Genomic DNA, 23,260 nt, shown 5'->3' with positions numbered 1-23,260 from the left:
CCCATTATGCGTCAGCAACACTCTCATCGTATCCATCCACATCAATTCGATCAAGGCAATCCGCTGGCGCAGAAAAAAATATTATATGCGGCTTTGCTGACGGCTGTCATGATGTTCTTGGAAATCTTGGGTGGTTGGATTTTTCACTCCATGGCTTTGCTGGCGGATGGCTGGCACATGAGTTCACACATGCTAGCGTTAGGCTTGGCTTATTTTGCCTATCGGGCAGCACGTCATTATGCAGCCGATACGCGGTTTAGTTTTGGTACATGGAAAATTGAAATTTTAGCTGGCTATAGCAGTGCCATTTTATTGTTGGTGGTGGCTGCATTTATGGCAATTCACTCTATCGAGCGTTTATTTTTTCCTGTCGATATTCAGTATAACCAAGCTATTCCAATTGCAATTTTAGGGTTATTGATCAATTTGATTTGTGCATGGTTATTACATGAAGATGATCACCATCACCATCATGAGCATACGCATGACAGCCATGACCTGAATCAAAAAGCCGCCTTTATGCATGTGGTGGCAGATGCGGTGACTTCAATTTTTGCGATTATTGCTTTAATTGCGGGTAAATATTGGGGCTGGGATTTTCTAGATGCACTGTTAGGTATTGTTGGTTCAATTTTAGTGGCGCGTTGGGCGATAGGTTTGATGCAGGAAACAGGGAAAACATTGCTGGATGCAGAAATGGATCATCCTGTGGTGGATGAAATTCGTGAAGTGATTGCAGAGTTACCAGTCAGTGTGATGATTACAGACTTGCATGTTTGGAAAGTCGGACAGGGTAAATTTTCCTGTATTTTGGCATTGGAAACCGCACACGATTTAGACGCAGATCAAGTCCGCACCGCCCTCGCCATTCATGAAGAAATTGTGCATATTTCAGTAGAAATTAATCCGCCATCGGGTTTGAACGTTCCACGTGAAACCTAAAGCGTTGCATAGCAAAAACGAGTTGTAGCAATTGCGTAATTCTGGCTTAAAAATACTGAATTCTGTGCAGCTTTCAGCTTAGAATCAGGCTAAATTTAATTTATTTAGATGAAACACATGATTAAACAATTGAGTTTAGCTGCCTTAATGGGATTATGCAGCGCCGTGAGCATGGCAGATGTTGCAACGGTTAGCAAAAATGTCAAACAACAGCATCCGCAACTGAAATTAGACAATATTCAAGCCACAGAAATGAAAGGTATTTACAGTGCCTCTATGGATGGTCAAGTGGTGTATTTGAATGAAGATGCTCAACATATTTTGGCGGGTTCAATGATTCGTTTAAAGGATCAGCATAACTTAACCAAAGATTTATTGATCCAACAAAACAGTGTCGATTGGAAAAAGTTACCGTTACAAGATGCAATCAAAAGTGTGCGAGGTACGGGAAAACGTCAGATTGCGATCTTTTCTGACCCAAATTGCCCATATTGTAAACAGCTTGAGGCTGAACTGAAAAAGCTGGACAACATTACAATCTATACCTTTATTTTGCCGTTAAAAGCGCAATCTGTTGCGCCATCTAAACAGGTGTATTGTGAGAAAAACCCTGCTCTTGCTTGGGAAAACCTGATCACAAAAGCACAATTGCCTACAAGTCAAAGCAGTGGTGCTAACCCTGTGGAACGCAACATGGCTTTAGCGCATCGTTTAGGTATAAATGGTACGCCAGCAATTATTTTCTCGAATGGCTTTAAAGTTATGGGAGCATATCCTGCGGCACAAATTGAACAGATCTTTAAAGAATTCGGTCTTTAAGACTAGCTATTTTTTATCTGATATTAGCAACTACAATTGTGAAGTGTGTATCAGAGCAAACCTGAAATTTGTGATTGCGAAGTAGATATAAAAAAACCGCCTCAATTTTTAGGCGGTTTTTTTATTGAGAGAGAAGATGTTTGACTGAAAATTTACAGTCGTTAATACAGGATTTAAGCACGTGATTTTTTCATGAACGTATTATAAATAAATAGAATAATCAGCGCACCAATGATGGAGGCAATAAAGCCTGCGGCAGAACCATCACCGTACAATCCCATCATACGCCCTGCATAGGTTGCCAATAAAGACCCTGCAATCCCAAGTAAGGTGGTGACAATAAACCCTGCTTTATCATCTCCAGGATGAATCGCGCGGGCGATTAGACCTGCAATAAAACCCACCACAATTGCGACAATTAATGACCACATGAGCAGCTCCTTGTTATCTTTGTTTATGTTTTACATCATGTTTCAGACTTATCTTTGCCGAAAAATCCCAAGGAAAATAGTCGAATAATGCTACAGCATGTAGTGTTTTTGTCCTGTTAGATAGATGAAATGCAAATTTCAGCCATAAAAAAAAGTAATCTGAAACGATCACTTTTTTTAAGCGAGGCGTGTTTGTTTTATAAGCCAATTTCGCCAATAAACGGAATATGACGATATTTCTGGTCGTAATCTAAGCCATAACCGACAATAAACTTATCTTCAATTTCAAAGCCCATGAATTTAACTTCAAGTTCAATTTCACGGCGTGATGGCTTGCTAATTAAGGTACATAGCTCAATTGAATTTGGCTCACGGGTTTGCAAAATTTCCATCACTTTATTTAGGGTGTTGCCCGAGTCGATAATATCTTCAACCACCAAGACATCTTTACCGCGAATTTCACCATCCAAATCTTTTAAAATTTTCACATCACGCGATGACACAGTACCTCCGCCGTAGCTGGATACAGTCATAAAATCCAGTTCATGCGGCTTTTGAATGGTGCGGCATAAATCTGCCATGAACAATACAGAACCACGTAATAAGCCAATTAAAACCAACTCTTTGTCGCTATTGGCATAGTGAGCATTAATTTTTTGACCAAGTTCCTGAACTTTTGTTTGGATTTCTTCTGCAGAAATCAAAACCTGCATTTCAACTGTCATGGGTAGATACCTAAAAAGCAAAAATAAAAAAGGTGTTGACCTGCAACACCCCAAAATATGCCCTAATTTTAATATATCTTGCGCGATGTTGCACGTGCTTGCATGGTTAAAATAGCATCATTTTTGTGCTGGGTGAGAATCTGTGCGTAACAACAAGGCACAACCGAGTATCAGCATTGCCCATCCGATGGGTTTTATATACGAGGGTTGCGTAGGTTTAGCCACCTGCTGCTGAGTTTTGATCGGGTTGGTAGTAGGCACGTTGTCCATAAATATAGGTCGCATGAATATTACGGTCATCTGCTAAAGTAATGAGGGCAAATAATGCATCTTCAAGATGTTTGGAACGTTGTTGTCGTAAGCGTTGTAAAGCGGTGGCATTTAAATCCAGCACCACAAAATCGGCTTCTTTGCCTACCTTAAAATTCCCCAGCTTATCGTCTAAGTCCAAAGCTTTGGCAGCACCTAATGTGGCGTGATACAACGCTTCAAAAGCAGAGAGTTTTGCCCCTTGCAGTTGTTGTACTTTATAGGTTTCATTGAGGATATGCAGTACATTAAACGTGGTGCCTGCGCCAATATCTGTACCTAAACCGACCTTCACCTGTCGCTCCCAAGTTTTATGCAGCGGAAATAAACCGCTGCCCAAAAATAAATTGGAGCTTGGACAAAAGGCAATTGCAGAATCGGTATGATGCAGACATTGCCATTCATGTTCTTCTAAATGCACGCAATGCGCAAAAACCGAACGTGAACCTGTTAAACCATAGTGATGATAAACATCTAAATATCCATTTTGCTCTGGAAATAATTGTTTCACCCACGCAATTTCATTGTGATTTTCACTTAAATGGGTATGTACATAAACATCGGGATATTCGGCTTTGAGTTGCCCTGCCCGCGCTAGTTGCTCAGGGCTAGAAGTCGGTGCAAAACGTGGCGTAATCGCGTAGAGATTACGTCCTTTTCCATGCCATTTTTCAATCAACGCTTTAGAGTCTGTATAGCCTGAGTCTGCACTGTCACACAATGCTTCAGGTGCATGCCGATCCATCAGCACTTTACCTGCAATTAAACGCATTTGATGTTGTGCTGCCGCTTCAAACAACGCATCTACCGATTCAGGATGTACCGTACAAAACACCAAAGCTGTGGTGGTGCCATTTTTCAGTAATTCCTGCACAAAAAATTGTGCAATCTGATCTGCATAGGCTTTATCTGCAAATTGCAGTTCAGTCGGAAAAGTATAAGTATTCAGCCATTCCAGTAATTGTTCACCATACGCGCCAATCATTTCAGTCTGTGGAAAATGAATATGGGTGTCGATGAAGCCAGGCACAATGAGATGGTCAGGATAATGATGGAACTCAGTGTTGGCGTTTAGCTGTGCCTGCCCTTCTTGCCATGAACCAAACCACTGAATTTTGCCTTGTTCGCAAATTAACAAGCCATCGTCTACATAACGGACTTGTTCTGAAATTTGATCGGCTTGGCTGGTACAGTTTTTGAAATCAAGAAAGCGACCACGAATTGCGGTGCGTTGTACAGGAGATGGCATAAAACAACCTACATTTTTCATTTTTTCAAGAGATTGTACCTTAAATGTGGCTTGTAGCAGTATGATAAAATTTATCGTACGGTAAATTAAAACTTGGTGAAATGAATACAAAAAGCCTTCTCGAAAGAAGGCTTGCAACGATGGTGGGGATTATTAAATTTTATAATGTGGTTTCATGGTGTTTTCGACTATGTCGAATTGATAACCACGCAGTGATTGTCAGCACAAGTACAATAAAGCCGAGTGAAATCCAGATAGGCATGTGGAATACATCTAACATCAGCATTTTAAAGCCAATAAATAGTAAAATTAAACCCAGTCCATACGGTAAATAATGCATTTTAGTGGCTGCGCCTGAGAGCAAGAAAAACATGGCACGTAAGCCCAAAATAGCCATAAGATTTGCAGTGAGTACAATAAACGGATCGGTAGTCACGGCAAAAATTGCAGGGATAGAATCCACGGCAAAAATAACGTCAGATGCTTCGACCAAAATTAAAACTAAAAATAATGGCGTTGCCCAAAGTACACCATTTTGGCGCACAAAAAACTGATCTTTTTCCAGTGTTGGGGTAATACGCATGTGTTTGCGTAGCCATTTCAACAACGCCATATCTTCAATATTGCTGGCTTCTTGCTCTGGACCTTTTAAGAATTTAAAGCCTGTGTAGACCAAAAATGCGCCAAAAATATACAAAATCCAGGAGAATTCTTGTACAAACCAAGCTCCAATAAAAATAAAAATGGTTCTGAGAATAATTGCGCCCAGTACGCCGTAGAGTAAAATTTTACGCTGTAAGCCCGGTGGGATGGCGAATGCGGCGAAGATCATCAACCAAACGAATACATTATCAATCGCCAGTGATTTTTCCAGCAAATAACCCGCAAAGTATTCCATGACTTTGGTGTTGGCGACTTCTAGCCCAACGCTGTGTTTAAGATACAGCCATAAACCGCCACCAAATAAAGCTGCCACACTGACCCAGGCGATACTCCAATACGCAGCGGTTTTGACTTTGACCGATTCGCCTGCTTTTTGTTTAAAGCCTAAGAAGTCAATGGCGAGCATGACTGCAACAATTGCAAAAAAGACCAGATATAGCCATAAATTGCCGATGGATTCCATACAATCTCCACATCCAACAACTGGCCACAAAAAAACCTTGACCTGTTGTCAGATGATTTCAAACATCTGTAACAACATGATCAAGGTCTTGCCTACATAGAGCGGACTTGTATCAACAAGTATGTGCACTATGCTCAGCGTCCGACTTTTTGCAAAGTGTAATGACGAAACGCTGACACGTTAAAGTTATATTTTAACGCTTGGAGGAGGCTACTCCCCTTGTTCAACATAATTTGGGATTAGGACGCTGCCTAAATCTGCGTAAAGAATTACATAATTTTAAGTGTTGTGCAATTTATTCTGTGTAATTTATTAGGGTCTGTTGACATTTCATAAAGGCAGCCACAGATAAATACAAGCTAAGGCAACTGCGCTTTGAAAGTTTCGCTTTAGTTTATCAAACCGTGTAGCAATTCCTCGGAATTGCTTCAAACGGCAAAATGTATTCTCAACTAAGTGTCTGATTTTATATAAATACCAGTCCATATGATCATTACTTGATCTTGTGTTTGATTTCTTCGGTATATTCGCTTTAGCACTTCTATTTTTAATCTGCTCTCTTAATATTTCAGAATCATAGCCTTTATCCATACAGACTATTTCAGTGTCAGTTAAATCTAATTGTTCGACTAAAATAGGGGCAACTTTGACATCATGGGTGGTTCCATCTGAAATAATAAATTCGATCGGGTTACCGTGAGAGTCAACAGCTAAGTGAATTTTAGAACTATTACCCCCAACACTTTTTGAAATATCTTGATCAAGGATTCCTGCTGAATGTTGGTGTGCTCTAACATGAGTAGCATCAATAAATATCCACTCATGATCAGCGTTATCTGAGAATATTTTAAATATTTTCATTGGCTTATCTTTATTAGACCAACGATTGTACTTTTTAAAAATTGAGTTTGGATTACCAAAAACCTCGGGTAAATCTCTCCAAGGGCATCCTGTTCTAATACGATATAGGATTGCCTCAAAAAAATTTCTCAAATTTGATTTGAGATAAATATTAAAATTGCGGAGAATAGCTTTTAACTTAGACCAGTGTTGATCATTCAACATTGTACGAGGCATAGCGAGTAGTGAATTTGGTTTGGCGATTGAATTTTACTATCTCGCTATTTTTTATACAGCAAATGTCAACAGACCCTAATAGTAAGTCTTTGTATACAGCGTAATTAATTTCTAAAACTTATCGAAAAGGATCGTTTCTTTTTTCTTTGATCATTGAGATCACAATGATGATTGCTAAAATTAATAATAAAATGATACCTATAAGATATAAATCCATGATGACACCTTAAATAAATGTATTAAAAATGTTGAAAAATTGTATATTTTTCTTTTTATAAAGAATAGTTAATTTTCTCTCAACTATTAAAAAAATATATGGTTATATCAATTAAAGATAAACTTATGTGATGTGTATTATGTTTTGAATATCATTTTTATTAAATAGTAGACCTCTTGCGAAAGTAAAAAATGCCTCAATATAGATTTCATGAGATATGAGAAATTAAACCGTTTTTCAGATTCTGAATTTAAGCGCTTGGTTGGTGTACATCGACCAGTTTTTACTGAAATGGTCGATGTTTTAGAAAAAGCAGAATCACTTAAAAAGAAATCAGGTCGTCCTCATACTTTAGCTATAGAGGATCAATTGTTATTAACGCTCAATTACTTACGCAACTACAGCACTCAACTAGAATTGGCAGCATACTACCATATCGCTGAAAGTAATGTGAATCGAACCATTAAAAAGGTTGAAGATGCTTTGATGAAATCGAGATGTTATACTCTGCCAAAACGAAGTATTACCACAGCAGACGAACACTTTAACTGGGTCATTATTGATGCGACAGAATGTTCAATAGAACGCCCGAAAAAAAAAACCAGAGTAAGTTCTACAGTGGTAAAAAGAAGAAACATACACTAAAAACCCAAGTGATCTATCATCCGCAGAGCAAACAAATCATAGGGATCGATGTATCAAATGGCAGTCAGCATGATATTAAACTGGCAAGAAAAACGGTTAAGAAGTTTAAACATTGTAAATATGTTCTGACGGATTTAGGGTACTATGGATTAGAACAAGAGGGGTTTAAGTTATTGATGCCAATCAAGAAAAAGAAGAATTTACCTTTATTTGATGCTGAGAAAAAGTACAATAAAATGCTTGTAAAAATACGAGTTGTGATCGAACACATCAATAGTCAATTGAAAACATTTAGAATATTAAGTGAACGCTATCGAAATAGACGGAAAAGATTCGGTTTACGCATTAACTTAATCGCTGCACTGGTAAACCGAATTAACTTGCAGTAACGACTTTCGCAAGAGGTCTAGTGTGAAATATTTTGCATTTTAATTGGATGAACTGCATCTTGAAATACTAGACATCCATATTTTTATTTGGATGAAAATTCAACTAAAAATTGTTTTTTAATAAAATTTTTTAGATAAATTGTTTAGTCAAATTTAACATTAATCATGCTGATACAAGAATGCTGTGATTTACCCTTATATCTATGTTCAAATTTGATTAGTATTTTCTTATGCTCTGGTCTTGAGGGAGAAATGAGTGATGCAAATTCAACATCAAGAAACCCAACGCGGTGGCGAGTTTTTTATTGAACGAGATGGTCGGCATATCGCTGAAATTACTTATCAATATCAAGATGATCACACTATTTTAGCAGATCACACTTGGGTCGATCTGACATTACGAGGTCAAGGGGTTGCCCGTCAGCTATTAGATATTTTGGTCGCCTTTGCACGTGAAAAGCAGCTAAAAATTGTACCCGTGTGCTCTTATATTGAGACGGCTTTTGAAACAGATACACAATATGCTGATGTCGTGGCTTAAAAGTCTTTCTACGTTGAAATAATCTAATGTGTTGGTATTAAAACAGCATGCAGACTTCGTCTGTCGTGCAGTCTAAAATTTTCTTGAAAATATTATAAAAGCCCAAAAAAGCCAATCCACAGCGCGTAGATTGGCTTTTTTGTAACATAGTTAAGCCAAGATTATTCGTAATTAATCATCACTTTCATGGCATTTTCATCTGAAGCATGTTTAAACACATCATAGGCTTTTTCAAATTCAGAGAATTTAAAATGGTGCGTTGCCAGTTTTTCTAAAGGTAATTTGCCTGAACAGCAGGTTTTTAACAGCATACCTGTCGTATTGGTATTCACCAAACCCGTAGTGATGGTCAGGTTTTTAATCCAGAGTTTGTTTAACTCAAAATTTACCGACTTACCATGTACGCCCACATTGGCAATATGTCCGCCCTCTTTCACGACATTTTGGCAAATATCCCAAGTGGCTTCGACACCTACAGCTTCCATGGCACAGTCTACCCCGCGACCACCTGTAATCTCTAAAATACGTTGTACTGCATCTTCTTTGGCAGAGTTAATGGTATGGGTTGCACCCAACTCTTTTGCCATCGCCAAGCGGTTATCGTCCATATCGACTGCGATAATTTGTGCAGGAGAATAGAACTGTGCGGTAAGCAGACAACCCATGCCAATTGGACCTGTACCGACAATTGCAATGGTATCACCAGGTTTAACATTGCCGTATTGCACGCCAATTTCATGTGAAGTTGGCAATACATCAGACAAGAAAACCGCGACTTCTTCATTTAAACCTTCAGGTAGCAAATATAAAGAAGTATCTGCAAATGGAGTACGGACATATTCTGCATGAGTACCATCAATCATATATCCCATGATCCAGCCACCTTCGTTTTGGCAGTGTGCATAGAGTTGTTTTTGACAGTTTTCACAAGTACCACAACGGCTGACACAAGAAATAATGACCTTGTCGCCTTTTTTGAAATTTTTGACTGCCGAACCGACTTCTTCAACAATCCCGATACCTTCGTGACCTAAAATACGGCCATCAAATAGCCCTGTCTTGGCAACTGCAGTGTCTTGAATTTCTGGGTTTTTACCTTTCCAAATACCTAAGTCAGTACCGCAAATTGTAGTTTTGGTGAGACGAATCACGGCATCTGTTGGTTGTAAAATTTCTGGACGTGGGCGTTCTTCAAAACGAATATCATTGGCGCCGTGGTAGACCATGGCTTTCATTGTTTTTGACATTGTGACCATCCTTCTTAGTAATAATGATGAAAGACATCCAGCAGCCAACCTGTAGCAACCGTCATGCTCGCAGGATGTAATCTTTTTAAAGTAACAGGTCAAGATGACAAGTTCATGAGCAGTATTGTTGCTTTTAATAATTATAATATATAAATTTATAATTAATATAAAAACCCCCTATTTTTTGCCAAAAACAGGGGATTTTTTTTGAAAGAGTTTTAAATCAGTTTAAGCGATTTTAAGCCGTGTGTTGCAACGCTTGAATGAGTTTTTGATGTAAACCACCAAATCCACCATTTGACATAATCACCACTGCATCGCCCTCACCTGCTTGGCTCACGATTTTTTGAATAATTTCATCCAAAGTATTGGCCACCACCGCATGATTGCGAGCAGCCGCAACCACAGGCTGTAAATCCCAGTCTAAACCTTCAGGTTGATACCAAATCACAGCATCCGCCAAACGTGCTGAATCTGCCAAGCCCTCTTTATGACTGCCCATGCGCATGGTGTTGGAACGTGGTTCAATAATCGCCCAAAGCTTACGCTCACCCAAACGCTTACGTGCGCCGTCCAGTGTGGTTTCAATTGCGGTTGGATGGTGGGCAAAGTCATCATAGACTTCAATGCCGCGTATGGTGCCTAATAACTCCATACGGCGTTTCACCCCACCAAAATTGGACAGCGCTGCACATGCGGTTTCAATTGCAACCCCAACATGCTCTGCTGCGGCGATGGTTGCCAAGGCATTGGCGACACTGTGTTGCCCTGTCATATTCCAGCGCACTTCACCTTGTAGCACACCATTTTTCAGAACTTTAAAATGTGAACCATCTGCTGCAAGTTGTTCTGCATACAGTTCCGCTTGTGGATCTGCATTGAGCGAAGTACGTAGCACAGGTGTCCAGCAACCCATTTCTAACACTTCATCAATATGGGTTTCTGTAATTGGGGCAATAATGCGCCCTTCACTTGGGATGGTACGCACCAAATGATGGAATTGTTTTTGAATTGCGGCCAAATCATCAAAAATATCGGCATGGTCAAATTCAAGGTTATTTAAAATGGCGGTTTTAGGATGGTAATGTACGAACTTGGAGCGTTTATCAAAAAACGCAGAGTCGTATTCATCGGCTTCGACACAGAAATACTTGCCTGCACCCAAACGTGCACTTTCACTAAAGCCTAAAGGAACGCCGCCAATTAAAAAGCCCGGTTCTAAGCCTGCCTGATCCAATACCCACGCCAACATGGTGGTGGTGGTGGTTTTGCCGTGCGTGCCTGCAACGCCCAGTACGTGTTTGCCTTGCAAGACATGATCGGCCAAAAATTGCGGGCCAGAAATATACGGTAAACCTGCATTCAGCATGTATTCAACCGCATCAATCCCACGTTTCATGGCATTGCCCACAATCACTAAATCTGGATGCGGTTGTAAATGGCTGCGGTCATAACCTTGCATTAAGGTAATGCCTGCATTTTCCAGTTGAGTCGACATCGGTGGATAGACGTTTTGGTCTGAACCTGTGACGGTATGTCCTAAATCGCGGGCCAAAAGTGCCAATGAGCCCATAAATGTGCCACAAATACCCAAAATATGCAGATGCATTCCGCCTTACTCCACTGCTTTTATAGACACATCACGTATTTTTGTGCTGTTGTCGTGATTAACTTGATTTGAAGCAACGATAGCAAGGGTTTTGGCGAAAAGATAGTGATTCTTGTATCTCATTTCAGGGATTTTTCAGCGCTGAATCTGCGCCAAACGATGTAAAAAATTGCTGCTCTTGCATTTTTCATGGCAAATAGCTCGTAAAATAAAACTGAATTTTTAAGATAGTACGACACAATGTCTTCAGCATTTTTACTTTTGGTGGTTGCAAACTGTTTTATGACCTTGGCGTGGTATGGTCATCTCAAGTTTTTACCACATGATGCGCCGCTGTGGCAGGCAATTTTATTCAGTTGGGTGATCGCCCTATTTGAATACAGTTTGATGATTCCTGCTACCCGTTTGCTGGCGCAGCATGGCTGGGCGGTAGGTCAAATGAAAATTACCCAAGAAGTTGTGACTTTATTGGTGTTTGTACCGTTTATGATTTTTCTGTTTAAGCAACCTTTTAAACTGGATTATTTATGGGCAGCCTTATGTTTATGTGGTTGCGTGTATTTTGTATTTCGTGCGCCTTAAAGACGAGTTTTAGCTCGCTTGAATAGCTTTAGGTTCACCTATTTTGTTTAACTGTTTTCAATTCTTTAAAATAACCCGATAAAAATAATCAAAAAAGTCGGTTGAGTCGCCGTGTTCAATTTTAACAAGTCGAAAAATCAGTCTATAATGTGGAGTTCTTATTCAAGCTTGGCTTTCTCGCCTGAATTTCTCTTTCCTTAGTTTCGTTTCTGGAATATTTGTAATGAACGCGGCCGCTGCACAAGACGCTCCTCTCGTTGGAATTATCATGGGTTCTCAATCGGATTGGGCAACTCTCGAACACACTGCCAATATGCTGAAGCAGCTTGGTGTCCCATTTGAAGCGGAAGTCGTTTCTGCACACCGTACCCCAGATCGCTTATTTGAATATGCTGAACAAGCGCGTGATCGTGGCATTCAGGTGATTATTGCAGGCGCTGGTGGTGCCGCACACTTACCAGGTATGTGTGCAGCTAAAACTGATTTACCTGTTTTAGGTGTGCCAGTGAAATCTTCAATTTTAAATGGTGTCGATTCATTACTTTCAATTGTGCAAATGCCTGCGGGTATTGCCGTAGGTACATTGGCTATTGGTCCTGCGGGAGCAACCAATGCGGCAATTATGGCAGCCCAAATTTTAGGTTTAACCCGTCCAGAGATTGCACAAAATGTTGTCAATTTCCGTGCCGCGCAAACTGAGAAAGTTTCAAGCAACAATATTCCAGGTCAGGCTTAAGCGGGACAATTACTATGGATAAGACCATCGGTATTTTTGGTGGCGGTCAATTGGGTCGCATGATGGCACAAGCGGCTTTACCCTTAAATATTCAATGTACCTTTTTTGAAGCCAGTCCAGATTGCCCAGCGGCAACCTTGGGTCAGGTTTTTGCCAGCAAAAGCGAAAATAGCCTACAAGATTTTATACACAGTGCCGATGTATTCAGCCTTGAGTTTGAAAATACTCCGTTGGCTGATGTTGATGTATTGATTAAGCACAAAGACTTGCATCCACCACGTCAGGCTTTGGCAATTGCCCAAAACCGCTTGCTGGAAAAAGGCTTATTTGATGAATTGGCGATTCCTGTTGCGCCGTACCAAGCCGTCAACTCGCTGGAAAGTTTACAGGCTGCTGTAGCTGAACTCGGTCTGCCAATTGTGCTAAAAACCGCAACAGGCGGCTATGATGGCAAAGGTCAGTTTGTACTGCGCAGTGCAGATCAGATTGAACAAGCATGGGCAGAACTTGGCCCTGCAGGCAGCTTGATTGCAGAAAGTTTTGTTACTTTTTCACGTGAAGTATCTATTATTGCGGTGCGTGGTCAAAATGGTGAAGTAAAAACTTGGCCATTGGCAGAAAACCATCATCACAACGGTATTTTATCGCATTCGATTGTACCAGCACCAAACAGCGCAGACTTACAGCCTGTGGCGCAAGACTACATCACTCGCCTGCTCAATCACTTAAATTATGTTGGTGTATTAACGCTAGAGCTATTTGTCACTGACAAGGGCTTGTATGCCAACGAGATGGCACCTCGTGTGCATAACTCAGGTCACTGGTCAATTGAAGGCGCGGTGTGTTCGCAGTTTGAGAACCATATTCGTGCTGTAGCAGGTTTACCGTTAGGCTCAACTGAAGTGGTACGTCCAACGGTGATGGTCAATATTATTGGTCAGCATCCCAAAACTGAAGATGTGTTGGCATTGAATGGCGCACATTTGCATTTGTACAATAAAACTGAGCGTGAAGGCCGTAAAATTGGGCATATTACTTTAATGCCGAATGATGCCGCTGAATTGACAGATTTATGCCGCCAATTGGCAAAAATTTTACCAAATCCATTGGCGCTCAGTGCTGATATGAGCTTGTAAATTTAAAAATGACACCAAAGCGCTCATCACGATGAGCGCTTTTTTATACTTTCACGTTTTTATTCTGCCTATTTTTAAGGTGTTCTACCGTTAATCTGTCTAGGATTGACGCTGTAATTTTAGGTTGATTAAGATAGATCAGGCTGAATAAGCAACCATCACCGTAGCAAAGCAATACTTAAAATAAAAATGCGCACAAGTCTGATGGGAAACAGATGATAATTATGAATTCAAAACTTTAAATTCAAATAGCGCGTTTTAAATTTAAAGCGATGCTTCAACTTTGAATTTAAATATCAGAAATGAATTTAAAGATAGATCTGCAGTTTTGAATTTAAATAAAGTAGCGGCTCTTTTGATCTTTAAATTTAAAAAGCTACTTTTAAATTCAAAGTAATACATCGTAAATATGCAGTGAATGTCGTGTTTTGTGGATAACTTGGGTTGGTTTAATTTGAATTTAAACTTTTAAATTTAAAAGTCTTATCATGTGTTGTGATTTTGAATTTAAAAATGTGAGATGCCGTACTTGTGGATAAGTGTTTTAAATTTAAAACGAGAAAATGAATTTAAAACTGTGTAAATGAATTTAAAGTTACAGATTTTCATCTGATCTCTGTGGCTGAAGGTGTTATGGTAAAGCCAAGATTTAAATTCAAAACACATCAAAGGGTATTATGCATCGTTTCGCTGTGATTTTTGCGACAGCTGCAATGGCAGCTACTCAGGTTCAGGCAGAACTGATTATCAATGGAAAATCTGTCACCGTAACACCAACGGTCAGTACATCTGCAAATTTTCAACCACAAAACCATTTTCAAAGTTGTTTGGCCAACTTACGCAGCCAAGCCATTGCCAAAGGGGTGAGTGGCAGCAGTTATGATCGCTATACTCAAAATCTCAGCCCAGATTATTCCGTCATTGAGCGTTTAAATTACCAACCTGAATTTTCTACGCCAATCTGGGATTATCTCTCAGGCTTGGTCGATGATGAGCGCGTGCAGGCAGGACAGCAGAAATTGGCACAGCACCGTGATGTGCTCAATCGTGTTGCAGCAGCCTATGGCGTACCTGCAGAAACCGTAGTGGCGGTTTGGGGTGTAGAAAGTAACTTTGGTGCGATTTCAGGATCCTATCCATTATTGCAAGCGCTAGGTACCTTGAGCTGTGAAGGACGCCGTCAAAGCTATTTCCGAGGTGAGTTTTTTACCACCATGCGTTTATTGCAACGTGGTGATGTCACTGAATCACAATTAAAAGGCTCATGGGCAGGGGCGTTTGGGCATACTCAGTTTATGCCATCGACCTATGATGAGTTGGCGGTCGATTTTGATGGTGATGGTCGCCGTGACTTAGTATCTAGTATTCCAGATGCTTTGGCTTCCACCGCTAACTTTTTAAAACGTCGCGGCTGGCAAACAGGGCAGCCGTGGGGCTTTGAAGTCAAAGTGCCTGCAGGCATGTCTTTGAGTGGTGAAGGGCGACGCAATAAAAAATCCCTCAGCAGTTGGGTTAATCGTGGGTTGACTCGTGCAGATGGTTCGGCATTAATTCAGGGCAATTTATCGGGCAGTAGTCAGGCAGGCTTGATGGCACCTGCAGGTGCGAATGGCCCTGTATTCTTAGTGTTTAGAAACTTCGATGCCATTTATAGCTATAACGCAGCAGAAAGTTATGCCTTAGCGATTGCGCATTTATCAGATCGTTTAATGGGGCAGTCTGCATTCCGCACCGCTTGGCCAACCGATGATGCAGGTACATCCCGCGCAGAACGCCGTGAAATTCAACGCTTTTTGTTAAGCCGTGGTTATGACATTGGTGAAGTGGATGGTTTAATTGGCGACAAAACCCGTCAAGCGATTCGTCAGGAACAGACTCGACTCGGCTTGGCTGCAACAGGTCGGGCAGGGCAGCAAATTTTAAGAGCGTTTCGTAATGAAGCGGCCAAACAAATGATGCAATAAGTTGTTGTGATTGCATTAAAAAGGTCTGCAAATGTGCAGACCTTTTTAATTTTTGTCTTAAAACAGGGGATTAAGGTTCAATTTTCACTGCTTCAAGCAAATCAAAAATCACAGTCGTGACATCTTGGCTTAATTCTTTGTTATTAAAAATTTCATAAGCTGAAATGGTGATGTCGGTATCACTTGGCAGCAAACGCTGTTCTTCTTCAATCAGGTGTTCAATTGGTAATAAGGTCTGTCTAACCTCAAGATGCAAAATATCTTTGTATTCAATATTTTCATCTTCAAGTTCAATCACTTGCTCATTAAAATACGGCAATAAAATCGAGTGGAGACAAGGTTGAAGCTCAACAATATCAAAAATTTCGATATCACGGCTTTGTTCAATCGTGCTGATGTGGTCATTTACTTCAATCAGGATATGGTAGTAACTCACATGAATCTCCACAGATCGTTCAGGGTTATACAGAGCCTTCACAATAACATGAAATGAGTAAATTTGCTGCCTTTGCACGTGTAATGGATATGCAACTATCGTACAGGGTGAGGGGAGTTTTGTGTTTTAGTCACTTCAGTTTGCCAGATTGCTCAATGCCGTGCATGGAGTAAATCGAGATCGGCAGGGCGCAGTTGGAAATTCTGCAACTGCTGATCTTTTAGCATTGGATACATTAAGGCATAAGGGTCGTTATGGTGTGCTAAACCCAAAGCATGACCAAATTCATGCGCCAAAGTTAGACGTAAATCATCTTTAGATTGAAACTCATAAATCCGAATGGCCTGACCATCAAAGCTGCCTTTATCAAATAAACGTGGTTGAAAACGTGCATTAAATTGCTGGATGGATACATCAATGTCTTGATTAAGTTGATTGAGGGCATCGACTTGTTGATTGAGCTGGTTAATTTGCTGATTAAATTGCGCTATTTCGTGTTCTAAACTCCACATGTGTTGCTGGATTTCTTGTTTTTTGGCTGCAAAAATTTCCTGTTGCGAAGGATGTAGCCCACCACTTTGGTTAATTTGCTGTACTTGACGATTGTATTGTTCAAGTTGTTGTTCAAATAGCATTTTTTTTGCATCAAGTTGTTGATTTTTATCTGCAATTTCTTGTTTTAGTGCTTGAATATTTTGGTTTTGATTGTTCCAGTGTTGTTGGCGTTGTTCAATGGCTGTAAGTTGTTGTTGGCGTTGGTTTGATTCATCTTGACGTTGATCATAAATCAAGTGAATGGCGAGCTTGGCGTTCGGGTCATATACAAAATAATCTTGTCCCGTCCCTTGTTTCCAAATATGGGTGGCTTCCTGACTCAGTTGTAGTAAATCGGCATGGCTTAAGCCAAAACGCGGATCGACTTCAGCAATACGATAACGTAAGCGAGTATCTAAAGGATGTTTTAAATGATCTAGTGCAGTATTGTGTCGTGTATGAGGATGTTGAATATTTTGATAAATCAGCAAGATAGAAAACAGTATGATTGCACCCAATAGAAACAAACGCATTGCTAGCGGCATCCTTTTTTGGGTTTACTGTAGCCGAAAGTAGGGCAGAAACTCAATCTATTTGCAGTTAGAGCATCATTTTATCTATTGTACTCGGTTGAGCATCCAATTGTCTGTGCTCTTTCATTTAAATCTTGAAGTCAGTGTATGGATATCGAAAAGAAAAACCGCGCTGCAATTGCTTGCAGCGCGGTTTTTGATGTGCGTTAAAGCGACAAATTATTTTTTATCATCTTTGACTTCAGTGAATTCAGCATCGACTACGCCATCATCGGCTTTTTGACCTGCATCGCCTTGGAATGCATTCGGGTCAAAACCTTGTGCACCGCCTTGACCTTGTGCAGCTTCATACGCACGTTGCGTAATTGGCATGATGATGTTTTGAAGCGCTTCAGTTTTCGCTTTGATCGCATCTACATCATTTTCTTTAGTGCTGGCTTCAAGCTCAGTCACTGCTGTTTCAATCGCAGTTTTTTCATCGGCAGTCACTTGTTCACCAAGGTCTTTTACTGCTTTTTGAGCAGAAGAAACTAAAGCATCCGCTTCGTTACGTGCTTTTGCAAGTTCTTCAAACTTACGGTCTTCTTCAGCATTTGCTTCAGCATCTTTAATCATCGCTTCAATTTCAGCATCGCTCAAACCAGAGTTTGCTTTAATTTGAATCGATTGTTCTTTGCCTGTGCTCTTGTCTTTTGCAGACACTTTCAAGATACCGTCAGCGTTAATGTCGAACGAAACTTCAATTTGTGGCACACCGCGTGGCGCTGGTGGAATGTCACCTAATTGGAAGTTACCCAACAATTTGTTTTGTTGAGCCATTTTACGCTCACCTTGGTAAACTGAAATGTCTACTGCAGGCTGGTTGTCTGCCGCTGTTGAGAACACTTGAGATTTCTTCGCAGGAATCGTGGTGTTTTTCTCAATGATTGGCGTCAACACGCCACCCATAGTTTCAATACCAAGCGTTAACGGAGTTACGTCTAGAAGCAATACGTCAGTTTTGTCACCAGACAATACGGCACCCTGAATTGCTGCACCAATTGCAACAGCTTCGTCTGGGTTTACGTCTTTACGTGGCTCTTTGCCAAAGAATTCTTGTACTTTTTGTTGTACAAGTGGCATACGTGATTGACCACCCACCAAAATCACGTCAGAGATGTCAGAAGTTGAAAGTCCTGCATCTTGTAGCGCAACTTTACATGGCTCAATGGTACGAGCGACTAAATCAGCAACCAAACCTTCAAGTTTGGCGCGAGTCACGTTCATCACCAAGTGCTTCGGACCTGTTGCGTCTGCAGTGATATATGGCAAGTTGATTTCAGTCGCATTTGAAGATGAAAGCTCGATTTTTGCTTTCTCAGCCGCTTCTTTCAGACGTTGTAATGCCAATGGATCTTGTTTCAAGTTGAAGTTTTGCTCTTTTTTGAACTCTTCAACCAAGTATTCGATCAAGGCATTGTCAAAGTCTTCACCACCAAGGAAGGTATCACCGTTGGTTGATAACACTTCAATTTGTTGGTCGCCATCAAGGTCTGCAATTTCAATGATCGATACGTCAAAAGTACCACCACCCAAGTCATATACAGCAACTTTACGGTCGCCTTCTTTCTTGTCCATACCAAATGCAAGCGCAGCAGCAGTTGGTTCGTTGATGATACGTTTAACTTCTAAGCCTGCAATTTTACCCGCATCTTTGGTTGCTTGGCGCTGTGCATCGTTAAAGTACGCAGGTACAGTAATCACGGCTTCAGTAACTGTTTCGCCCAAATAATCTTCGGCAGTCTTTTTCATCTTTTTCAAAGTTTCTGCAGAAATTTGCTGTGGTGCAAGTTTCTTGTCATTCACTTCAACCCAAGCATCGCCATTGTCTGCTTTGATGATTTTGTAAGGCACAAGACCAATGTCTTTTTGTACCGCTTGGTCTTCATAACGACGACCAATCAAACGCTTAATTGCGAATAATGTGTTTTTCGGGTTAGTTACAGCCTGACGCTTTGCAGATTGACCTACAAGAATTTCGCCATCTTTATAAGCAATAATAGATGGAGTTGTACGTGCGCCTTCTGCGTTTTCAATTACTTTAACTTTGTCGCCTTCAAGTACCGCTACACATGAGTTAGTTGTACCTAAGTCAATACCAATGATTTTAGCCATTTGGATGTTTCCTCAAAAATTCTTTTGCAATGTTTTCACTTGTTATTCGATATGAGAGCCAATCAAAATTTTTCAAGTTGTTTAGATGAAAATTTTTTATCAACTCTCGATTTTATAAGGCTTAAGCGCCAACCATCACCATTGCAGGGCGGAGTAAGCGACCATGTAAGGTGTAGCCTTTTTGTAATACGTTGCCAATTTCATTGGCTTTTGCATTTGGATCAATCCCTACGGCTTGATGCAGGTCTGCATTGAAACCATTGGCTGTATCAATCACCACCACACCAAACTTTTCTAAAGTGGTCAGTAATGATTTCAAGGTCAGTTCCACACCTTCAGACAAGGCAGTTTTTTCATCACCATTGGCGGCAATAGCACGCTCAAGGTTGTCTACAGAATCCAATAATTCTTTAGCAAACTTTTCTAAAGCAAACTTTTTAGCTGTATCTGCTTCACGTTCTAAACGCTCTTTGGTTTTTTCCGCTTCGTAAACTGCATTGGCAGTACGTGCTTTTTCCAATTTTAGGTTTTCTTCAAGTTTGCTCAGTTGTTCTTGTAAAGACTCAACGGAAACTTCTGCTTGCTCAGTATCTTGCGCTGTTTGTTGTTCCGTCTGCTCTAGCTCAAGGTCTTGAGTTTGTTCGTTCTGCTCAGTTGCCATTGATTTACTCCGTTTAAATGGGTTTTTAAACATGTACAGTCCTTTGGCGTCAGTGCTAACTGCGTTATTGCTGAACTGCCATGGTTAGAGAAGTTCGTAATTAGCTAAGAAATCGGGGCAGGGCAGGCAAAATTCAAGCGTGCCAGTAGATTAATTTTCATTGCCATGAAATTTGGTCAAAAAAATACATTTTGAATCAAGATGTCGGCGGATGAATGAAGCAAATTAAACTTTGAAACTTATAATATTTTTTTGTTTAAAAAAGTATGGTAATAGGGAGCTGATTATTCAGCTAAACCAGTGCTTTTATTACGGAGATAGCTAAAAACACTGTTTTATCAACAGGATTCGACTGGGTGTTTGTTCACTATATTGTGCATGCGTATGATTAGAGTTTTTAAGTTTTGGTTGATTAATCGCTAAAACAGCTTAATCGAGAGTAATTATATATTTTACACAAAACCTAACACTGCTTATTCTTTGCGCATAGATGCTATATCGCTGTAGTTTCTTGTGTATTGCTAAATGTGTTTTCGGGGCTTATCTAACTTCTGAATAAGCCCTTTTTTTACCTCATTTGTTTTGCTTTGCTGCAAGACTCAATCACGATCACGTCGTTGTTCACGGTCTTTACGGTTTTCCTGCCAGCGCTTTTGTTGTGCATCACGTTGTTGTTGCCAGCGTTTACGTGCTTCCTCACGCTTTTTTTGTTCAGCTTCAATTTGCTGCTTACGCTTTTGCTCTAGCTGTTTACGCTGCTGTTCCGATAAGCGTTTGCGTTGCTCTGCTAAGCGTTGTCGCTCTTGTTCATAGCGTTGTTGCTGTAATTGCTGTTGTCGTTTTTGTTCCCATTCACGACGTTCTAGTTCACGTTTACGACGCTCTAACTCAACCCGATTTTTACCTTGTTGATATTCCCAACGCTGCCGATCATTGTCATACCGTCGATGATCATCATCATAGCGACGGTCATAGCGTGGCTCATATCGTCCATCGTAGTAACCTTCGTCAGGCACGACCACGCAACCTACGGCTAAAATGGCAGTTGCGCACGAAAGTAAGATCAATTTTTTTGTCATGCTCTGCCTCCTGAGCCGATGAGGTAAATTTGTCTGAAACATCAATCATAGACCGCAATAGTGTCAATGACAGCGTCATAAAAGCAGGGTAGCGTATAGGTAATTTGAATGTGTATAACGATTGAAGCACTTGTATAACAAAATGGTCACTGTGCTGTTGATCATGAAGAAATTATGAAGCGTTTAGGCAAATCATGCAGACATATAAAAAGGAACAGGCATGCAAATTTTGAATTCATCTCTCAAAAATAAATTGCACAAAGGACAAGGTGCTGCTGCGCGTGCATTAAATAAGTTACCAAGTCGAGTACATCATACTTTGGCTCAAGCTTTGGGTTATCCGTATCATTATCCAGACCTTGATCCATTTATTAAATGCATGATGGCGGCACAATTAAAACAAGGGAAAATTGGTTTTATTGGTGCTGACCCTGTACAGTCTAGACAGGCATTTGATCGACAAATGCAATCTATTCTGAGCACTCCAACTGCGGTCAAACGAGTTGAAGAAATCCGTTTAAACTTAGCCAGTGGCAATATCGCAGCGCGTTATTATCATCCTGCACCACATAAAAAATTGCCTTTAATCGTGTTTTATCATGGTGGTGGTTTTGTGGTGGGTGGTTTAGACAGTCATGACGAATTTTGCCGCTTAATGGCGGTACATGCCCATGCACAAGTGTTGAGTGTGGAATATCCACTCGCGCCTGAAGCTAGTCCACAGCAGATTATTCAAGTCTGTGAAGATGCTTTGGCATGGGCATATCAACATCGTCGAGAAATGAAAATTTTAAAAAATCGCATAGCGGTGGCAGGCGATAGTGCGGGTGGTAATATTGCAGCGGTGGTTGCACAGCGTAGTGCTCATTCAGCCTATGCACCTGACGCACAATTTTTAATTTATCCAGCCTTAGATTTTAAGAGTCGCCATCCTTCATTCTTTGCTTATAAAGATGGTTTGGTGCTGACGGGGCAAGATGTTGATTTTGTCACACAGCACTATGTCACACAGCATCAGGTCGCTTTGGATGATCCAATCATTTCGCCAACTTTTGGCAAATTGAAAAAACTAGCGCCTGCCTTTGTGGTCACAGCAGGGCATGACGTTTTGCATGATGAAGCTGAAATTTATGCACATAAATTACGTCAACATGCTGTCACGGTAAAATATGTAGAATATTTAGATCAAACACATGGTTTTATTAGCATGACCTTTGTGTCGCGTCGCGCCAAAAAAATCAGCATTGAAATGTGTAAAAACTTTAGAAAATTTTGGGATCGACCACGTAGCTAAACCTTGGGTTGTCTTTGTTAATCTGTTTCACGTGGAACGGTTAAACCAGAGTAGAGATTTCGGCTTCTGGAAAAGTCAGTTCTAACTCAGGCACGTAAAAACTATTGATGAAGCGTGCCTGATTAAAATCAGGAAACAAACTTGGATTCGATTGCCAAGACGCATGTTTGAGTGGGATTAATCTGCCGCGAAAAGAAGGATTAAATTGATAAGATTTCCCTTGCCATGTTTGCTGAATTTTTAAAAGCGCAGCAGGGATGTAATGACTATCAATAAAGCTACGTTGCGTATTGCATTTTTCAAGTTGAATGGCGAATTGCAAATCTGCGTGTTGTATTTTGCAACTCATCTGTCGATCTTGAATATCCCAATCAAAGCTTGCCAGTTCTTTCGGAATACCCCAAAGCTGTTGTCCGTGTTGCACAGAAGACTCAGTTGAAACAAAAATTTTAGGAATGGTAGATAAACGACGCTGCCTAAATAGAGGATGATCTAAAATCAGCAGCTCATCATAAGCGCCAATGGGGCTAGCGTTATAACGTACCCACATGACTTGAACAAGACGCCCTAAAAAAGAAGGTGCTAAGCCAAAAGGCTGTGCCAGATTTAAAAAATGCGGGCTGAGCCAATAATTTAAAATATAGGCTTCACCTTGAAGTTGCCAAGGTGCTGGACACAGTCGGATCTGATCTGAATTATTTTTATCAAATGGAGCGTAAAACTCAGTCCTTCAGGTCAGAGATATAAGCGACACGACATGAAGTGTCGTTTGATTTAACTAAGGACTATTTTCCTTGAGTTTTGATTGTTAATATAAGTACATGA

The 23,260-nt window shown here is 40.5% G+C and carries 23 protein-coding genes; 9 read left to right on the top strand and 14 right to left on the bottom strand.

What is annotated here, in order from left to right:
- Nucleotides 1–6 precede the first annotated feature (6 nt).
- Together dmeF and FTU71_RS11830 are read left to right on the top strand one after the other, a co-directional pair.
- Nucleotides 7–942 (top strand): CDF family Co(II)/Ni(II) efflux transporter DmeF, encoded by a 936-nt coding sequence (dmeF, locus tag FTU71_RS11835; protein WP_180112027.1) that lies wholly within the window; start codon nt 7–9, stop codon nt 940–942.
- A 171-nt stretch (nt 943–1,113) separates the two neighbouring features.
- On the top strand, nt 1,114–1,761 hold the full coding sequence (locus tag FTU71_RS11830) for a DsbC family protein (protein WP_373684970.1): 648 nt from the start codon (nt 1,114–1,116) through the stop codon (nt 1,759–1,761).
- A gap of 173 nt (nt 1,762–1,934) precedes the next feature.
- On the opposite strand, the gene FTU71_RS11825 is transcribed toward FTU71_RS11830, so the two are convergent.
- The 6 genes from FTU71_RS11825 to FTU71_RS14705 all read right to left on the bottom strand — a co-directional run bounded on the left by FTU71_RS11825 (nt 1,935) and on the right by FTU71_RS14705 (nt 6,895).
- The gene (locus FTU71_RS11825) at nt 1,935–2,192 is read right to left on the bottom strand and encodes a GlsB/YeaQ/YmgE family stress response membrane protein (protein WP_004969785.1); all 258 of its coding nucleotides are present in this window, start codon (nt 2,190–2,192) and stop codon (nt 1,935–1,937) included.
- 197 nt (nt 2,193–2,389) lie between these two features.
- Nucleotides 2,390–2,917, bottom strand: coding sequence for a hypoxanthine phosphoribosyltransferase (gene hpt / locus FTU71_RS11820; RefSeq protein ID WP_004969787.1), 528 nt, complete (start codon nt 2,915–2,917; stop codon nt 2,390–2,392).
- 217 nt (nt 2,918–3,134) lie between these two features.
- On the bottom strand, nt 3,135–4,475 hold the full coding sequence (guaD, locus tag FTU71_RS11815) for a guanine deaminase (protein ID WP_180112025.1): 1,341 nt from the start codon (nt 4,473–4,475) through the stop codon (nt 3,135–3,137).
- A gap of 160 nt (nt 4,476–4,635) precedes the next feature.
- The gene (locus FTU71_RS11810; protein WP_104852786.1) at nt 4,636–5,601 is read right to left on the bottom strand and encodes a TerC family protein; all 966 of its coding nucleotides are present in this window, start codon (nt 5,599–5,601) and stop codon (nt 4,636–4,638) included.
- 330 nt (nt 5,602–5,931) lie between these two features.
- Nucleotides 5,932–6,678: an IS5 family transposase gene (locus tag FTU71_RS11805; RefSeq protein WP_179994395.1), complete on the bottom strand. Its 747-nt coding sequence runs from the start codon at nt 6,676–6,678 to the stop codon at nt 5,932–5,934.
- A gap of 118 nt (nt 6,679–6,796) precedes the next feature.
- Entirely contained in the window at nt 6,797–6,895 is a 99-nt protein-coding gene (locus FTU71_RS14705) for a GGIII-like transmembrane region-containing protein (protein ID WP_354267285.1), read from the bottom strand.
- Nucleotides 6,896–7,105: 210 nt separating this feature from the next.
- On the opposite strand from FTU71_RS14705, the gene FTU71_RS11800 reads away from it, so the two are divergent.
- Both FTU71_RS11800 and FTU71_RS11795 read left to right on the top strand, forming a co-directional pair.
- Nucleotides 7,106–7,929 (top strand): IS5 family transposase gene (locus FTU71_RS11800; RefSeq protein WP_180112024.1). Its coding sequence is split into 2 segments (ribosomal slippage): nt 7,106–7,486 and nt 7,489–7,929, totalling 822 coding nucleotides; the frame shifts between segments, so codons are not numbered across the junction.
- 259 nt (nt 7,930–8,188) lie between these two features.
- The gene (locus FTU71_RS11795; protein WP_004969793.1) at nt 8,189–8,470 is read left to right on the top strand and encodes a GNAT family N-acetyltransferase; all 282 of its coding nucleotides are present in this window, start codon (nt 8,189–8,191) and stop codon (nt 8,468–8,470) included.
- 161 nt (nt 8,471–8,631) lie between these two features.
- On the opposite strand, the gene FTU71_RS11790 is transcribed toward FTU71_RS11795, so the two are convergent.
- The gene (locus tag FTU71_RS11790) at nt 8,632–9,717 is read right to left on the bottom strand and encodes a zinc-dependent alcohol dehydrogenase family protein (RefSeq protein ID WP_096902007.1); all 1,086 of its coding nucleotides are present in this window, start codon (nt 9,715–9,717) and stop codon (nt 8,632–8,634) included.
- Nucleotides 9,718–9,955: 238 nt separating this feature from the next.
- Entirely contained in the window at nt 9,956–11,326 is a 1,371-nt protein-coding gene (gene mpl, locus FTU71_RS11785; RefSeq protein WP_004969796.1) for a UDP-N-acetylmuramate:L-alanyl-gamma-D-glutamyl-meso-diaminopimelate ligase, read from the bottom strand.
- A 240-nt stretch (nt 11,327–11,566) separates the two neighbouring features.
- On the opposite strand from mpl, the gene FTU71_RS11780 reads away from it, so the two are divergent.
- The 4 genes from FTU71_RS11780 to FTU71_RS11765 all read left to right on the top strand — a co-directional run bounded on the left by FTU71_RS11780 (nt 11,567) and on the right by FTU71_RS11765 (nt 15,744).
- Nucleotides 11,567–11,908: a DMT family protein gene (locus tag FTU71_RS11780; protein WP_154321229.1), complete on the top strand. Its 342-nt coding sequence runs from the start codon at nt 11,567–11,569 to the stop codon at nt 11,906–11,908.
- A gap of 223 nt (nt 11,909–12,131) precedes the next feature.
- Entirely contained in the window at nt 12,132–12,644 is a 513-nt protein-coding gene (purE, locus tag FTU71_RS11775) for a 5-(carboxyamino)imidazole ribonucleotide mutase (protein WP_004969800.1), read from the top strand.
- Nucleotides 12,645–12,658: 14 nt separating this feature from the next.
- Nucleotides 12,659–13,780 (top strand): 5-(carboxyamino)imidazole ribonucleotide synthase, encoded by a 1,122-nt coding sequence (locus tag FTU71_RS11770; protein ID WP_104852791.1) that lies wholly within the window; start codon nt 12,659–12,661, stop codon nt 13,778–13,780.
- A gap of 677 nt (nt 13,781–14,457) precedes the next feature.
- A complete protein-coding gene (locus FTU71_RS11765; protein WP_004969803.1) occupies nt 14,458–15,744 on the top strand; it encodes a lytic murein transglycosylase in 1,287 nt (428 codons plus the stop codon).
- A 70-nt stretch (nt 15,745–15,814) separates the two neighbouring features.
- Here the strand turns inward: FTU71_RS11765 and FTU71_RS11760 are convergent, their stop codons facing one another.
- The 5 genes from FTU71_RS11760 to FTU71_RS11740 all read right to left on the bottom strand — a co-directional run bounded on the left by FTU71_RS11760 (nt 15,815) and on the right by FTU71_RS11740 (nt 21,141).
- Nucleotides 15,815–16,192, bottom strand: a complete 378-nt coding sequence (locus FTU71_RS11760) for a hypothetical protein (RefSeq protein WP_162164695.1) — start codon at nt 16,190–16,192, stop codon at nt 15,815–15,817.
- A 140-nt stretch (nt 16,193–16,332) separates the two neighbouring features.
- A complete protein-coding gene (locus FTU71_RS11755) occupies nt 16,333–17,247 on the bottom strand; it encodes a matrixin family metalloprotease (RefSeq protein ID WP_004969807.1) in 915 nt (304 codons plus the stop codon).
- A gap of 219 nt (nt 17,248–17,466) precedes the next feature.
- Nucleotides 17,467–19,401, bottom strand: a complete 1,935-nt coding sequence (gene dnaK, locus FTU71_RS11750; RefSeq protein ID WP_104852793.1) for a molecular chaperone DnaK — start codon at nt 19,399–19,401, stop codon at nt 17,467–17,469.
- Between the two features lie 121 nt (nt 19,402–19,522).
- Entirely contained in the window at nt 19,523–20,095 is a 573-nt protein-coding gene (grpE, locus tag FTU71_RS11745) for a nucleotide exchange factor GrpE (RefSeq protein ID WP_257220042.1), read from the bottom strand.
- Between the two features lie 566 nt (nt 20,096–20,661).
- Nucleotides 20,662–21,141 carry a hypothetical protein gene (locus FTU71_RS11740; protein ID WP_178867890.1) on the bottom strand — a complete coding sequence of 160 codons (480 nt, stop codon included), beginning with the start codon at nt 21,139–21,141 and terminating at the stop codon, nt 20,662–20,664.
- 220 nt (nt 21,142–21,361) lie between these two features.
- Between FTU71_RS11740 and FTU71_RS11735 the strand changes: the two genes are divergently transcribed.
- Nucleotides 21,362–22,435: an alpha/beta hydrolase gene (locus FTU71_RS11735; RefSeq protein WP_004969816.1), complete on the top strand. Its 1,074-nt coding sequence runs from the start codon at nt 21,362–21,364 to the stop codon at nt 22,433–22,435.
- Between the two features lie 40 nt (nt 22,436–22,475).
- Here FTU71_RS11735 and FTU71_RS11730 read toward each other — a convergent pair whose 3' ends face one another.
- On the bottom strand, nt 22,476–23,120 hold the full coding sequence (locus tag FTU71_RS11730) for an acetoacetate decarboxylase family protein (protein WP_180112029.1): 645 nt from the start codon (nt 23,118–23,120) through the stop codon (nt 22,476–22,478).
- Nucleotides 23,121–23,260: the final 140 nt, after the last annotated feature.

The organism is Acinetobacter sp. YH12136 (assembly GCF_013418545.1).
Classification (GTDB): domain Bacteria; phylum Pseudomonadota; class Gammaproteobacteria; order Pseudomonadales; family Moraxellaceae; genus Acinetobacter; species Acinetobacter towneri.
The sequence above is the reverse complement of the archived record's forward strand: the minus strand, read 5'-3'. Positions and strand labels throughout refer to the sequence as shown.

Bases quoted from the DNA above. Each gene is read 5' to 3' on its own strand.
- dnaK (WP_104852793.1), bottom strand. From the start codon at position 19,401: ATGGCTAAAATCATTGGTATTGACTTAGGTACAACTAACTCATGTGTA.
- FTU71_RS14705 (WP_354267285.1), bottom strand. From the start codon at position 6,895: ATGGATTTATATCTTATAGGTATCATTTTATTATTAATTTTAGCAATC.
- FTU71_RS11795 (WP_004969793.1), top strand. From the start codon at position 8,189: ATGCAAATTCAACATCAAGAAACCCAACGCGGTGGCGAGTTTTTTATT.
- FTU71_RS11765 (WP_004969803.1), top strand. From the start codon at position 14,458: ATGCATCGTTTCGCTGTGATTTTTGCGACAGCTGCAATGGCAGCTACT.
- guaD (WP_180112025.1), bottom strand. From the start codon at position 4,475: ATGCCATCTCCTGTACAACGCACCGCAATTCGTGGTCGCTTTCTTGAT.
- purE (WP_004969800.1), top strand. From the start codon at position 12,132: ATGAACGCGGCCGCTGCACAAGACGCTCCTCTCGTTGGAATTATCATG.
- grpE (WP_257220042.1), bottom strand. From the start codon at position 20,095: ATGTTTAAAAACCCATTTAAACGGAGTAAATCAATGGCAACTGAGCAG.
- FTU71_RS11830 (WP_373684970.1), top strand. From the start codon at position 1,114: ATGGCAGATGTTGCAACGGTTAGCAAAAATGTCAAACAACAGCATCCG.
- hpt (WP_004969787.1), bottom strand. From the start codon at position 2,917: ATGACAGTTGAAATGCAGGTTTTGATTTCTGCAGAAGAAATCCAAACA.
- FTU71_RS11810 (WP_104852786.1), bottom strand. From the start codon at position 5,601: ATGGAATCCATCGGCAATTTATGGCTATATCTGGTCTTTTTTGCAATT.
- FTU71_RS11780 (WP_154321229.1), top strand. From the start codon at position 11,567: ATGTCTTCAGCATTTTTACTTTTGGTGGTTGCAAACTGTTTTATGACC.
- FTU71_RS11740 (WP_178867890.1), bottom strand. From the start codon at position 21,141: ATGACAAAAAAATTGATCTTACTTTCGTGCGCAACTGCCATTTTAGCC.
- FTU71_RS11770 (WP_104852791.1), top strand. From the start codon at position 12,659: ATGGATAAGACCATCGGTATTTTTGGTGGCGGTCAATTGGGTCGCATG.
- mpl (WP_004969796.1), bottom strand. From the start codon at position 11,326: ATGCATCTGCATATTTTGGGTATTTGTGGCACATTTATGGGCTCATTG.
- dmeF (WP_180112027.1), top strand. From the start codon at position 7: ATGCGTCAGCAACACTCTCATCGTATCCATCCACATCAATTCGATCAA.
- FTU71_RS11790 (WP_096902007.1), bottom strand. From the start codon at position 9,717: ATGTCAAAAACAATGAAAGCCATGGTCTACCACGGCGCCAATGATATT.
- FTU71_RS11825 (WP_004969785.1), bottom strand. From the start codon at position 2,192: ATGTGGTCATTAATTGTCGCAATTGTGGTGGGTTTTATTGCAGGTCTA.
- FTU71_RS11755 (WP_004969807.1), bottom strand. From the start codon at position 17,247: ATGCGTTTGTTTCTATTGGGTGCAATCATACTGTTTTCTATCTTGCTG.
- FTU71_RS11805 (WP_179994395.1), bottom strand. From the start codon at position 6,678: ATGCCTCGTACAATGTTGAATGATCAACACTGGTCTAAGTTAAAAGCT.
- FTU71_RS11735 (WP_004969816.1), top strand. From the start codon at position 21,362: ATGCAAATTTTGAATTCATCTCTCAAAAATAAATTGCACAAAGGACAA.